Here is a 12,624-nt window from a genome sequence, read left to right as displayed (position 1 = left end):
CCTTCCCCATCGGTCAATGGCCACGGGGTTCGCCTACCTGAGTGATAGTCATCGTGGAGTGTAAGTTGTGAGCAACATGTTTTCTAAGCTGCGGGACTTCGTTGGCCTAAACGACCCAGCAGATTACGACTACGAATACGAAGAAATGGATGGAGAGGAGTATCAAAACCTCTACCAAGAAGAGAATACCCAGCCTATCGTGCAGCCCCAGCCCGAAGAAGTTCGGCGGAGCCGCCCCCGTCGCGAACGTATGATGCCCACTGATGCAGGAATGACCCCGATGGCCAGCAACGTAATTGGTATGCCCGGTGCCATGAACGGCACCTCCGAAGTGGTGGTGATGGAACCCCGCTCCTTTGAAGAGATGCCCCAGGCCATCCAAGCCCTGCGGGAGCGCAAGTCGGTGGTGCTAAACCTCACCATTATGGATCCTGACCAGGCTCAGCGGGCGGTTGACTTCGTGGCGGGCGGCACCTACGCCATCGATGGCCACCAGGAGCGCATCGGCGAAAGCATTTTTCTCTTCACCCCCAACTGCGTGCAGGTGAGCACCCCCACCGAGTACGAAGAGGAAATCTTCATGGGGCAGCCCCAGGGTATGCCCATGCCCGGCCAAATGCCCCCGGCTCCCACCTGGGGTGCAGAGTCAATGGCTCGGATGGCCTAGGCGGCTACCTAATCGTTATCCAGGCGCTCTAACCAGCGCTCTCGATTGTGACTATCACTGCCCCCGGTCTAATTCCGGGGGCTATCTTGGGTTGTGGTCTTCACTGGCGACAATGGACGTTTAAGTCGTGGGTCAAGCTATGCCTGAGACAACATTTGGGGTTATCGGCGGCGGGATGATGGGAGAAGCTCTCATCACCCGCCTTCTTAGTGAGGGGGTCTTTGCCCCTGGAGCGGTACTGGTGAGCGATCCCCAGGCGGCTCGGCGAGATTTTTTGCGGCAGACCTACGGTGTACAGGTCACCGCCGACAACCAGGCGGTCGTCAACGGCGCTGAAACCGTGCTGTTGGCCATTAAGCCCCAGATGCTTGCGGCGGTCGCGGGCCGGTTGACGCCGCCAGAGGGGGAACAGGTGCCGCTGCTCCTGTCGATTTTGGCGGGGGTTAATCTGGCTCGGCTGGAACAGGCATTTCCCGGCTGGGCAGTGGTGCGGGCCATGCCCAACACCCCTGCTACGGTGGGGGCTGGCGTCACAGCTTTGACGGCCAGCGAGGGCGTCAGCGAGGAGCAGCGCCAGCGGGCGCGGACCATTTTTGCCAGCGTGGGCACTGTGGTGGAGGTTCCTGAGGTTCAGATGGACGCTGTAACAGCGCTCTCTGGCTCGGGGCCGGGCTACCTTGCCCTGGTGGTAGAGGCGCTGGCGGATGGCGGTGTGGCGGTGGGGTTGCCCAGGGCGATCGCCCTGGAACTGGCGATCGCCACCGTGCGCGGCACCGGCGAGCTTTTGCACCAGGGCGACCTGCATCCAGCCGTGCTCAAAGATCGCGTCACCAGCCCCGGCGGTACGACCATCGCTGGAATTGCGGCCCTGGAGGCGGGGGGACTGCGATCGACTTTGATGGCCGCAGTGCGGTCTGCCTACGAGCGTTCTAAGGAACTGGGACAGTCTTAAACGCGCTGTCGCCCACTTGGCTCGCGAGAGCGATCGCAGCAGTCTCCCAGATGGGTAGTTCGCTTCAAATCGCTAGTGGTCTGTCAATACTAGAAATTGAGATCGCGGCTGCTCCTGGGAGGATGACCTCTAAACGTTGCACTGCTTCGCAAATGCCTCCCTAGCTCTCCTACTGCCTAGCCCGACGAGATGGCGTCTAAGTTTGTGCCGCAGAGGACTGGGGCAGAGCGCGGCTAACGCCTAGGACCCTATGGCGACATCATTCACTACCCGGGGCGATCGGGGCTGCTCGCTTGCGGCTTTTGCGGCAATCTGATCGGCCAAGTACTCAGCATCGCGGGCGATGCCAGAGAACCGCGCAGACCCCCAGGTATAAAGCCAGGGCAAGCCAAGGAAGTACAGCCCTGGTACGGTAGTCACGCCGCGACGGTGACCGGGATACCCCTGCCCATCGAACACGGGTAGCTCTACCCAGCTAAAGTCGATACCATAGCCGATGCACCAGATCACTGAAGTAATGTTGGCCTCACGGTAATCGAGTTCGGAGGGACCCGCTTTAGGCTGCCAGACTGGCTGATAGGGCGGGTCAATGGGCGCATCGATATTGTTGCTGTCAATATAGCGGTCGATGGTGCGCTTGATGCTTTCGGCAACGGCATCGGCCTGGTCAAGATTTTTCTTCAGGTCGTCGCCAAAGGTCATGCGAGTGCCCTGAATATCGGTGAGCCGACCGTGCAGCGCCATACCCTCAAGGGCAAAGTAGCGCAGGTCAATTTCGCGGCCACCGCCCCGTCCGGTGACGTAGTGGTTGGTCTTGTGGCGCACGGTTTCTTTTTGCGGGTGGTCATCGATCGCCAGATCGTAGTAGCCCATCTGGTCGAGCCACTCCACTACGTCTTTACCGCGGTAGCGGCGGGGCGATCGCGGCGCGCCCCCCACGCAGAGATGTACTTTTCGCCCGGTCAGGTGCAGGTCTTCGGCGATCTGGCAGCCCGACTGCCCCGTGCCCACCACCAGGATGGCACCCTCAGGCAGCGACTCAGGGTTGCGGTACTCGGCTGAGTGCAGCTGCACCACATTAGGATCCAGCCGCTCCGCCAGACGGGGAATTTTGGGGGTGTGGTAGCCGCCCGTGGCCAGCACCACCTGGTCGGCGGTGAAAGTATTCTGGTTGGTGACCACCTCGAAGCTCACTCCATCCCCCCGGCGCACCCGCTCTACTTTGACCCCGGTTCTAATCGGCGGGTTAAAGTGGCTGGCGTAGCGCTCGATGTACTCCACGATCGCATCGCGGCCCATAAACCCCTCCGGGTCGTCGTCGGGGTAGGGAAAGCCAGGCAGCTGGCACTGCCAGTTTGGCGTCACCAGGCAAAACGAATCCCACCGCTTGGTGCGCCAGGAGTGGGCAATTTGATGCTGCTCCAGCACCAGATGGTCGATGCCCCGGCGCTGTAGACAGTAGCTGATCGACAGCCCCGCCTGGCCGCCGCCGATTACGATCGCGCTGTAATGCATGGTCATAGCTAAATCCTGTGTGAGGTGCGCTGGGTTTTCTGTTTCGTACCCTAGGTCGTTGATTGGGGGAATACATGTAACCCTGGCTACAGAAAACCCTGATCTAGCGCTAGTGGCAGGGTGGGGGGATGCGAGCGATCGCAGGCCCAGTGGGTAGCTGGGCATTTAGCCAGTACCCCTATCGAAAGTGATAGGGGTATTCCTCCCTCAGGGCCTGTCATCGCGACCGTTATTGCCCTGCCCCTGTTGATTAGGTCAGACCCGCAAAGTTTGTAGTTGCTGATACGGGAACTCGCTGAAATCACCCGTAAGGTTCTGAGACATGCAGCCACAGCTGTCTGACTGCAAGCAATTTTGCCAGGAGCGAAAATACATGCCTGAAGTAACTACACCGGCCCACCAGGCTGGAGATTTTTTAGTCGATTACGAAGAGAAGGTGTTTCCCGATGTCCAGGCCGAGCCGGGTGAGAAAGCCCTCGTTACCTTCCACACCGTCGCCTTTGAAGGCTCCATCGGCCTGGTCAACCTGCTCCAGGCCACCCGCCTCATTCGCAAGGGCTTTGAGACTTCGGTACTGCTCTACGGTCCTGGGGTCACCCTGGGGGTGCAGCGCGGCTTTCCCAAGCTCAACGACGAAGCCTTCCCCGGACATCTGGCCATGAATAACCAGATTGTCAAACTGCTGGAGATGGGCTGCAAGATCTATGCCTGTCGCTTTGCCCTCCAGGCCCTTTACGGCCACGGTGAGCCGTCTCTAATTCCCGGTATTCGCCCCATCAGCCCCCTCGACGTGCTCGACATCGTGCTCATGCACCGCAAAGATGGGGCCTTCATTCTCGACACCTGGACCATGTAGCGATCGCCTTCAACCCCTCTCCCCCAGGCGAGGGGCGACAGATTTGCAGGGTGGGCATGGCCCCCCAGTTCCCTCCTCTCACCAACGTCCTATGGATCACACCAAAACCATCCGAGCCGCCGCGGCGCAGATTAGCCCCGTGCTGTTTAACTGCGACGGCACCACCGAAAAGGTGCTGGAGACCATCGCCCAGGCCGCCCGGGCCGGGGTTAATCTGATTGTTTTTCCAGAAACCTTCATTCCCTACTATCCCTATTTCTCGTTTGTGCAGCCCCCGGTGCTGATGGGCAAAGAGCATCTGCGGCTGTACGAAGAGGCGGTGGTGGTACCGGGGCCAGTCACCGATGCGGTGAGCCGGGCAGCCAGGTCCTACGGCATGGTGGTGGTGCTGGGGGTCAACGAGCGGGACGCCGGTTCTCTCTACAACACCCAGCTGATTTTTGACGCCGACGGCAGCCTGCTGCTGAAGCGGCGCAAGATTACCCCCACCTACCACGAGCGTATGGTGTGGGGCCAGGGGGATGGGGCCGGTCTGCGGGTGGTGGATACGGCGGCGGGCCGGGTGGGCGCACTGGCCTGCTGGGAGCACTACAACCCTCTGGCCCGCTATGCCCTGATGACCCAGAACGAGCAAATTCACTGCGGCCAGTTTCCAGGATCGATGGTGGGGCAAATCTTTGGCGACCAGATGGAGGTCACCATGCGCCACCACGCGCTGGAGTCGGGCTGCTTTGTGGTCAATGCCACAGGCTGGCTGACCCCCGAGCAAAAACAGCAGATTACTGGCGATGAGGCCATGCAGCGGGTGCTGTCGGGGGGGTGCTATACCGCCATTATTAGCCCCGAGGGGGTGCCTCTGACGGAACCCATTGCAGCAGGGGAGGGGCTGGCGATCGCCGATCTCGACTTTTCGCTGATTACCAAACGCAAGCGCATGATGGACTCGGTAGGCCACTACGCCCGCCCCGATCTGCTACGTCTGCGGTTAAATACTGACCCCTGGTCGGTGGTAGATGCGCCAGTACCCTTTTCCCCCAGGCCGAATGGAGAGGCCCAGGCCTCTGGGGAAACCCAGGTCTCCCCAGGTCTGCAGGGCGAAATGGCACAGGATCTTCCCCCTAGCGGCCTTGGTTTGCCAACGGCCTAGGCTAGGACCGCATGTCTACAGCTGAATTGGGTATGGAGCCGCCGGATTTTGGCGGCAGGAATTGACGCAGGTTTTTATCGGGTATTGAGCGGCAGGCCATGAACAAGCAACGGCTGATTACAGAGTTACAAACCCACGGGCTGCGGCTGGTGGAGTCTATCCCTGGGGCAACGGGGCGGCGAGGTGGCGCAGGCCCCTCCGACCACAGGGCCATCACCATCGACGGCACCACCGTCATGGTGCCGGTCTACACCAACAGCGCCGCCCAATCTCCCTACGCTCTCAGGGCTACAGCGGCTAGCCCCCTGCATCTAGAAGCCTCGGGGGAGGCCATTACCTCCATCGATCTGCCCAACTCGCCCAAGTTCTACGGCTTGACTACGGCTGACGGCACTCCCTATGGTCAGATCGCCCTGCTGCACGGGCGCGACGTGCTGGCGACCACGGTGCAGCAGACCTGCATGCGCTACCGCGACCCCGCCACCGCCTGTCAGTTTTGCGCCATTGAGAAATCCCTGGATGCTGGCCGCACCATTGCCCGCAAGACGCCCCAACAACTGGCCGAGGTGGCCGAGGCCGCTGTCCGGCTCGATGGTGTCACCCACATGATTATGACCACGGGCACGCCGAATACGAGCGATCGCGGTGCCGCCTACCTGACCGAATGCGCCGCCGCCATTCGCCAGCGAGTGCCGCACCTGCCGATTCAGGCCCAGTGCGAACCGCCCGACGACTTTGCCTGGTTTGACCGCATGAAGGCTGCTGGCGTCGACAGCCTGGGCATGCACCTGGAGGCGGTCGACCCGGCGGTGCGAGCCAGGATTATGCCCGGCAAGGCCGAAGTACCGCTGACCGTCTACTATCAGGCCTTTGAAGCGGCGGTCAAGGTGTTTGGCTGGGGCCAGGTGAGTACCTACCTGCTGGCGGGCCTGGGCGACAGCCTGGAGACGCTGGTGGAAGCCAGCGATCGCCTGATTCAGATCGGCGTATACCCCTTTGTTGTGCCCTTTGTGCCCATCGGCGAAACCCCCCTGTCCGGCCATCCGGCCCCCAGCAGCGAGTTTATGTTTGCCCTCTATCAGCGAGTCGGCGCCCTGCTGAAGCAATCGGGCATGGCCTCGGCGGATATGAAGGCGGGCTGCGCCAAGTGCGGCGCCTGTTCGGCGCTTTCGACCTTTGAGGGGTGACCCACCCCCTGCCCCTCCCAGGAGGGGATTTCTATCCCGATATATCTAACCCAGAACAACCTTGGCGACTACCATGGCACTCCATCGCTATAGCTTTGAGCTAGCTAAATCTTCCGACGATCTAAAGGGCTATTTTTCTCTCCGTCAGGCTATTTTCTGCGAAGAGCAGGGGCTCTTTGACCAGAATGATGCCGATACTTTGGACGGCGTGGCCTACCCCATTGTGGCGCTGGATTGCGATGCATCTCCGGAGCATCGCGTCGTGGGCGTGGTGCGGATTTACGAAAAGTCGCCCCGGCTCTGGTACGGGGGGCGGCTGGGGGTGCACCCCAACTATCGTCGCGTTGGCCGCATTGGCAAAGGACTAATCTACAAGGCGGTGACAACGGCCAACACCTGGGGCTGCGATCGCTTCCTCGCCACCGTGCAAGAACAAAACGTGCGCTTCTTTCAGCGCCTCCACTGGGATTCTCTGGAGGAGATGCTGCTGTGCGATCGCCCCCACCACCTGATGGAAGCCGATCTCGCCCACTATCCCCCCGGCAGCGAAGCGCGGCCTGTCTTGCCCTGGGAAGTGCAGCAGGTGTCGTAGGGGGTGGATGCGTGGATGGGTGGATGCGCAGACTAAGAAAATTTGAAGTTTTAGGGGTTGAAAGCTGCCCACCGGCCCATTTGCAGGACATAGGTTTAAACCGATGCAGCCAGTCCTTTCCGTGGGGTGAAGGGCGGCGGAACGCCCTTCGAGAAGGGGGACTGGGGCCAGCGAAATGGCCCCAGCGGCAACCCTGGCTTTTCTCCCCTCACTCAAGCCACTCCAAGTATTGATGCAGTGATGACCAAAGAGCTAACGCTGGAGGAATTGGCCGCCGAACTGCGGCGATCGCTCGGCATCCTCCACAAGCAGGACATTCAAACCGCAGCCAATCGGCTGGGCAGCTTCGTCCCATTCACCGACCAATCCCCAATTCTGCTCGGCGATGACTGCGCCGCCATTCCCGACGGCGATGGCTACCTGCTGCTTGCCGCAGAGGGCATGTGGCCCACCCTGGTCGAAACCGACCCCTGGTTTGCCGGGTGGTGCGCCGTGATGGTCAACGTCAGTGATATCTATGCGATGGGAGGTCGCCCAATCGCCGTCGTCGATACGATCTGGAGCCAGTCGCCCCAGCAGGTAGACCCCCTGTGGCGGGGCATGGTCGCCGCCTCCCAGGCCTTCAACGTGCCCATTGTAGGCGGTCACACCAGCTGCCACAGTCCCTACGCAGCCCTATCGGTGGCGATATTAGGCCGCGCCAATCACCTGATTACCAGCTTTAGCGCCCAGCCGGGGGATGTGCTGCTGCACGTCACCGACATGCAGGGGCAGATGCATCCCCAGTACCCGTTTTGGAATGCGGCGACGGAGGCCGACTGCGATCGCCTGCGCCAGAACCTCGCCCTGCTGCCCACCCTGGCCGAATCGGGCCTCTGCGATACCGGCAAAGACATCAGCATGGGGGGCATTGTCGGCACCGCGCTGATGCTTTTGGAAACGTCGGGGTGCGGGGCCGTGCTGAATGTGGGATCGATCGCGCCTCCCCCCGGCATCGATCTGCTGTCCTGGCTACTCAGCTTCCCCAGCTACGGCTTTTTGCTCAGCGTGCGACCCGAAGCCGTGGCCCAAATTCAGCCCGAATTCCACAGTCGAGGACTGGTATGCGAACCTGTCGGCACCATAACCAACGGGCAAACTCTCAACCTTAAGCTTGGCGACGCCTCCCTCTGCTTTTGGGATTTTGCCTCTGAATCCCTAACCGGGTTCGCGCCTGGGGCACTAAAGAATCCTCAGGCAGTGGCTAGGATGAGGGCTGATGCTCAATAAACATGCCGGACTTCATATTTGTAGGTCACTCAGGCATGATCAAAAACAATCATCGCAACGTAATTCTATGAAAGCCTACGAATTTCCGGCCCAGGTTACCCAGGATGGGCAGCTCAAGCTACCGGAAGCTGCCCTAGCCCAATTTGCCGGTGAGCAAGCGGTACGGGTGATTGTGCTGGTGCAAGAGCCTACAGACGATACACAAGCTTGGTCTAACCTAACGGCTACCCAATTTTTGGATGGCTATAGCCCCGAAGATGCCATCTATGACGCTCTCTAGCTATCGACCTGGAGATCTTGTTCTCATTGCATTTCCGTTCACTGATGGGGTAGGTGAAAAGCGCCGCCCTGCCCTCATCCTGCTGGATACTGGCGATCCAGATGTAATTGTTTCTCGTGTCACCAGCCAGTCTTATTCAACGCCTTTCGATATTGCGTTAGAAAACTGGGAAGGCGCTAATTTGCTCAGGCCTTCTACGGTGCGCTTACATAAACTTGCAACCTTGGACAAAACTTTAGTCAGCCGTCAGCTCGGCCAATTGTCCGCTGATGACTGGGGCAGAGTGGTGGAGAGTCTCCAACGGTTATGGGCATTTTCTTAACCACCTTGCCGTTTTGAGCCAAAATGCACGATATACCTGACGTTCTTACCATTGCTCTGCTGACCTACTCCACCAAGCTGCGGGGCAGTGTTGTGCACACTTTAGAATTGGCCACAGCGCTAACTGAGCTAGGTCACCAGGTCTGCGTCTACGCCCTCGATAAAGATGGCCAGGGGTTTGAGCGCGAAATTCCGTCAAACGTCCAATTAGTACCCGCTCAGCCCCCGCCACAGCAGTTGCTCCCTGACCAGGCGATCGACGCGCTGATTCGCCAGCGCATTCAAGAATTTGTGGATTATTTTCTGGCCAATCCTGGAGCCTGCGACATCTACCACGCCCAGGACTGTATTGGGGCCAATGCGCTGGTGCAGCTGCGCCAGCAGGGGCGGGTGCCCAACGTGGTGCGCACCGTCCACCATGTGGAAGACTACCCCAGTATCTATCTCCAGCAGTGCCAGGATAAGTCGATTCGCGATCCTGACCTGTGCCTGTGTGTGAGCGATCGCTGGCACCAGGCCCTCCGCGACGACTACGGTATTGAGGCCCCCAGGGTGATCAACGGCGTCGATCTCAGGCGCTTTTCTGCCATCGCCTCGGGTCAGGAAAATGCCCTGAAAGAACGCTACGGCGTGACGGGTGCTCCCATTTTTCTCACGGTCGGCGGCATCGAGCCGCGCAAGAACTCCATTCGTCTGCTGGAGGCCTTTGCCCAGGTGCTCATCCTTCATCCCCAGGCTCAGCTGGTAATTGCGGGCGGGGCCACGCTGTTTGACTATGAACCCTACCGCCAGGAATTCTTTGCGCTGGCAAACACGCTGGAACAGCCGCACGGGCCAATGATTGGCAAATCGGTGATTCTGCCGGGTGTGATCCCCGATGAGGATCTGCCCGCTCTGTACCGCACTGCCGATGTGTTCTGCTTTCCCTCTACCAAAGAAGGCTGGGGGCTGGTGGTGCTGGAGGCGATCGCCTCGGGGCTGCCAGTGATCACCGCCGATCAGCCGCCGTTTACCGAATTTCTCAGCCCTGATTGTGCTCTGCTGGTGAACTCTGCCTCGGCGGATGCGATCGCCCAGGCCATGCTCGATAGCCTCAGTCCGGCGATCGCCCAAAAACGGGTAGAAGCCAGCCGCCGACTGTTGCCTCAATACGCCTGGGCGCAGTCGGCGGCGCTCCACGTCCAGCACTATCGGCATTTACTCAAAACCAAAATCCCAACCCTTCCCCAGCATTAAAGCTAGGATACGGCCGGGGCGCGGTAGTCTACCCTTGAAAGCGGCACTACCCCGGCAAGGGAACCCTGGGCCAAAGGAATTGCAGGGATTTAGTTTTTTCGACCCTTTGCGCGGCCCCTATGACAGGTCAACGGCAAAACTGCTGAGGAAAATAGCCCATGTCTAAATCGCCAAACAGCAGCGTCATTTTGCCTACAGGCAATAAGTCTCAGGGTTTGGGAACCTTTGGCGGCGTGTTTACCCCCTCTATCTTGACCATCCTGGGGGTGATCATGTACCTGCGCTTTGGCTGGGTGGTGGGCCACGTTGGGCTTTGGCAAACCCTGCTGATTGTGACGATTTCGACCTCGATCACGCTGCTGACCGGGCTGTCGATCTCGGCTATTGCCACCGACCAGGTGGTGCGGGCGGGCGGCGCTTACTACATGATCAGCCGCTCCCTGGGTATCGAGACCGGAGGCGCAGTGGGTATTCCGCTGTATCTGGCCCAGGCGTTCTCGGTGGCGCTGTACACCATTGGCTTTGCCGAAAGCCTGGTGCAGGTGTTTCCGGTGCTGTCCCAGACGCTGGTAGCGCTAATCACCACGGTTCTGGTCGCTCTTTTGGCGCTGAAATCGGCGGATATTGCCATTAAGGCCCAGTATTTCATCATGGCGGCGATCGCCCTATCGCTGGGGTCGCTAATGCTGGGCCACAGCGTTGAGCCGACCTCGCTGCCGGTGACCGAGGTGCCGGGTTCGGTGGGGTTTTGGGCGGTGCTGGCGGTATTTTTCCCGGCGGTGACGGGGATTATGGCCGGAGTCAACATGTCGGGAGATCTGCGAGATCCCCAGCGATCGATTCCCTACGGGACCCTGGCCGCGATCGCGGTTGGCTACGTCATCTACATGATTATTCCCATTTTCCTCTACCAGTGGGCCGACCCAACCACGCTGCTGAACGAACCCCTGGTCATGCGGCGCATGGCCCGGTGGGGAGATGCCATTTTGCTGGGGGTCTGGGGGGCCACGCTATCCAGCGCCATTGGCAGCATTTTGGGCGCCCCGCGGGTGCTGCAAGCCCTGGCCCGAGACGGCATTTTGCCCGATCGGCTGCGGTGGCTGGGCCGGGGGCACGGCCCCATGGATGAACCCCGTCTGGGCACGCTCTTCACCTTGGGCATTGCCCTGGCCGCAGTGAGCATCGGCGATCTGAATTTGATCGCGCCAGTACTGACGATGTTTTTTCTGACCACCTACCTGGTGCTGAATGTGTCGGCTGGGCTGGAGACCTTTTTGCAGAGCCCGTCTTTTCGCCCCACGTTTAAGGTGCACTGGAGCCTCTCGCTGCTGGGGGCAGTGAGCTGTCTGGTGGTGATGTTTTTAATCAATGCGGTGGCGACGGTGCTGGCCGCCCTGATTGTGCTGGGCATTTTCCTCTGGCTTCAGCGGCGAGAGATGCAGGGGGCCTGGGGCGATGTGCGCAACGGACTGTGGATGACCCTGGTGCGGACGGGGTTGTTTCAGATGCAAACGACCCCCGACGCCAAAAACTGGCGTCCCCACCTGCTGGTGTTTTCGGGCGCGCCGACCAGGCGACCTCACCTCACCGATCTGGCTGTGGATCTCACCCACAACCGAGGCCTGATTACCCTCTCCAGCGTGCTGCCCTCTGGTGCCCGCAGTGCCAGCCAGCAAGATGCCCTAGAATCGGCCATTCAAGACTACCTCGACAGGCAGGGGATCGAGGCCTTTGTGCGGTTAGTCACGGCCCCAGACCCCTTTAGCGGCATGGAGAAACTGGTGGATGCCTACGGCATTGGGCCGCTGGTGCCCAATACCGTGCTGCTGGGCGATACCGAAGCCGAGGAAACGCGCGATCGCTTCTGCCAGATGATTGCCACCTGCCACCAGGCGCGGCGCAACGTGCTGATCTTTCGCAGCCAGCCGGAAAACTATCCGGTCTTTGACAACCGTTTACCCACTGACCGTCGCCAGGCCAACCGCCGCATCGATGTGTGGTGGGGAGGGCTTCAATCCAATGGCGGCCTGATGCTGATTTTGGCCTATCTGCTGCGGACTAGCGGGCGGTGGCGCAATGCCGATATTTACTTGAATCTGGTGGTGCCTGATCCACAGGCCCAGGCCGCCGCCGAGCAAAACCTGGAAGGCCTGGTTCAAAGCCTGCGCATAGGGGCAATTCCCAGGGTGATTGTGGCGGGCGATCGCGACTTTGACGACATTCTGAAGGTGTCTTCCCAAACCGCTGATCTGGTATTTCTGGGCCTCGCCACCCCAGAGCATGACTTTACCGACTACTACCTCAATCTTCAGCGGCGTACGGCATCGCTGCCGGCAACGATTTTGGTGCTGGCCTCCGAGGATTTGGCGTTTGCTGAGGTGCTGCAAAAAGACGGCTAGGCCTACCCCGATCAAACCCTGATATAGCGGTTAATTGACCCGATCGGGATTCACCCAAGCCAGTAAATTCTGACTACTATGGAAATAGCGCGATCGCCGTAAACACTGGCGCGATCGCCAGCCAGGCTTTTTCCATCGCCAATGCTCTGAAACCTAGTTTAGGCTTCAGGACTTTGCTGAGTCCAAAGCTTCTAACGCATCAT

12 protein-coding genes are annotated in these 12,624 nt (G+C 59.9%); 11 read left to right on the top strand and 1 reads right to left on the bottom strand.

Annotated features, from left to right (window positions below; translation table 11 throughout):
* Positions 1-67 precede the first annotated feature (67 nt).
* On the top strand, positions 68-667 hold the full coding sequence (locus tag LEPTO7104_RS0113025; protein ID WP_026072659.1) for a cell division protein SepF: 600 nt from the start codon (positions 68-70) through the stop codon (positions 665-667).
* 139 nt (positions 668-806) lie between these two features.
* On the top strand, positions 807-1,619 hold the full coding sequence (proC, locus tag LEPTO7104_RS0113020; protein ID WP_071527233.1) for a pyrroline-5-carboxylate reductase: 813 nt from the start codon (positions 807-809) through the stop codon (positions 1,617-1,619).
* A gap of 240 nt (positions 1,620-1,859) precedes the next feature.
* On the opposite strand, the gene LEPTO7104_RS0113015 is transcribed toward proC, so the two are convergent.
* On the bottom strand, positions 1,860-3,140 hold the full coding sequence (locus LEPTO7104_RS0113015) for an MSMEG_0569 family flavin-dependent oxidoreductase (protein ID WP_017299017.1): 1,281 nt from the start codon (positions 3,138-3,140) through the stop codon (positions 1,860-1,862).
* Between the two features lie 367 nt (positions 3,141-3,507).
* Between LEPTO7104_RS0113015 and LEPTO7104_RS0113010 the strand changes: the two genes are divergently transcribed.
* The 9 genes from LEPTO7104_RS0113010 (at position 3,508) to LEPTO7104_RS0112975 (ending at position 12,421) form a co-directional block, all read left to right on the top strand.
* Positions 3,508-3,990, top strand: coding sequence for an MSMEG_0572/Sll0783 family nitrogen starvation response protein (locus LEPTO7104_RS0113010; protein ID WP_026072658.1), 483 nt, complete (start codon positions 3,508-3,510; stop codon positions 3,988-3,990).
* A 91-nt stretch (positions 3,991-4,081) separates the two neighbouring features.
* Positions 4,082-5,137 carry a Nit6803 family nitrilase gene (locus LEPTO7104_RS0113005; protein WP_017299015.1) on the top strand — a complete coding sequence of 352 codons (1,056 nt, stop codon included), beginning with the start codon at positions 4,082-4,084 and terminating at the stop codon, positions 5,135-5,137.
* A gap of 98 nt (positions 5,138-5,235) precedes the next feature.
* Positions 5,236-6,324, top strand: a complete 1,089-nt coding sequence (locus LEPTO7104_RS0113000; protein ID WP_017299014.1) for an MSMEG_0568 family radical SAM protein — start codon at positions 5,236-5,238, stop codon at positions 6,322-6,324.
* A 73-nt stretch (positions 6,325-6,397) separates the two neighbouring features.
* Complete coding sequence (locus LEPTO7104_RS0112995) at positions 6,398-6,916, top strand: MSMEG_0567/Sll0786 family nitrogen starvation N-acetyltransferase (protein WP_017299013.1); 519 nt, start codon at positions 6,398-6,400, stop codon at positions 6,914-6,916.
* A gap of 240 nt (positions 6,917-7,156) precedes the next feature.
* Positions 7,157-8,185, top strand: coding sequence for a sll0787 family AIR synthase-like protein (locus LEPTO7104_RS0112990; RefSeq protein WP_051158588.1), 1,029 nt, complete (start codon positions 7,157-7,159; stop codon positions 8,183-8,185).
* A gap of 67 nt (positions 8,186-8,252) precedes the next feature.
* A complete protein-coding gene (locus LEPTO7104_RS0112985) occupies positions 8,253-8,465 on the top strand; it encodes a hypothetical protein (RefSeq protein WP_017299011.1) in 213 nt (70 codons plus the stop codon).
* A complete protein-coding gene (locus LEPTO7104_RS38235; protein WP_071527232.1) occupies positions 8,452-8,787 on the top strand; it encodes a type II toxin-antitoxin system PemK/MazF family toxin in 336 nt (111 codons plus the stop codon). The genes LEPTO7104_RS0112985 and LEPTO7104_RS38235 overlap by 14 nt, the downstream gene beginning before the upstream one ends.
* 23 nt (positions 8,788-8,810) lie before the next feature.
* Entirely contained in the window at positions 8,811-10,022 is a 1,212-nt protein-coding gene (locus LEPTO7104_RS0112980; protein ID WP_017299010.1) for an MSMEG_0565 family glycosyltransferase, read from the top strand.
* 158 nt (positions 10,023-10,180) lie between these two features.
* The gene (locus tag LEPTO7104_RS0112975; RefSeq protein WP_017299009.1) at positions 10,181-12,421 is read left to right on the top strand and encodes an APC family permease; all 2,241 of its coding nucleotides are present in this window, start codon (positions 10,181-10,183) and stop codon (positions 12,419-12,421) included.
* The last annotated feature ends 203 nt before the right edge of the window (positions 12,422-12,624 follow it).

This window comes from Nodosilinea nodulosa PCC 7104 (assembly GCF_000309385.1).
GTDB lineage: Bacteria > Cyanobacteriota > Cyanobacteriia > Phormidesmidales > Phormidesmidaceae > Nodosilinea > Nodosilinea nodulosa.
Note: the sequence above shows the minus strand (reverse complement) of the source record. Positions and strands in the feature narration are given on the sequence as shown.

What these genes read in the sequence shown, in the direction of transcription:
- LEPTO7104_RS0112985 (WP_017299011.1), top strand. Translation starts at nt 8,253, where the DNA reads ATGAAAGCCTACGAATTTCCGGCCCAGGTTACCCAGGATGGGCAGCTC.
- LEPTO7104_RS38235 (WP_071527232.1), top strand. Translation starts at nt 8,452, where the DNA reads ATGACGCTCTCTAGCTATCGACCTGGAGATCTTGTTCTCATTGCATTT.
- LEPTO7104_RS0112995 (WP_017299013.1), top strand. Translation starts at nt 6,398, where the DNA reads ATGGCACTCCATCGCTATAGCTTTGAGCTAGCTAAATCTTCCGACGAT.
- LEPTO7104_RS0112980 (WP_017299010.1), top strand. Translation starts at nt 8,811, where the DNA reads ATGCACGATATACCTGACGTTCTTACCATTGCTCTGCTGACCTACTCC.
- LEPTO7104_RS0112990 (WP_051158588.1), top strand. Translation starts at nt 7,157, where the DNA reads ATGACCAAAGAGCTAACGCTGGAGGAATTGGCCGCCGAACTGCGGCGA.
- LEPTO7104_RS0112975 (WP_017299009.1), top strand. Translation starts at nt 10,181, where the DNA reads ATGTCTAAATCGCCAAACAGCAGCGTCATTTTGCCTACAGGCAATAAG.
- LEPTO7104_RS0113010 (WP_026072658.1), top strand. Translation starts at nt 3,508, where the DNA reads ATGCCTGAAGTAACTACACCGGCCCACCAGGCTGGAGATTTTTTAGTC.
- proC (WP_071527233.1), top strand. Translation starts at nt 807, where the DNA reads ATGCCTGAGACAACATTTGGGGTTATCGGCGGCGGGATGATGGGAGAA.
- LEPTO7104_RS0113015 (WP_017299017.1), bottom strand. Translation starts at nt 3,140, where the DNA reads ATGACCATGCATTACAGCGCGATCGTAATCGGCGGCGGCCAGGCGGGG.
- LEPTO7104_RS0113000 (WP_017299014.1), top strand. Translation starts at nt 5,236, where the DNA reads ATGAACAAGCAACGGCTGATTACAGAGTTACAAACCCACGGGCTGCGG.
- LEPTO7104_RS0113005 (WP_017299015.1), top strand. Translation starts at nt 4,082, where the DNA reads ATGGATCACACCAAAACCATCCGAGCCGCCGCGGCGCAGATTAGCCCC.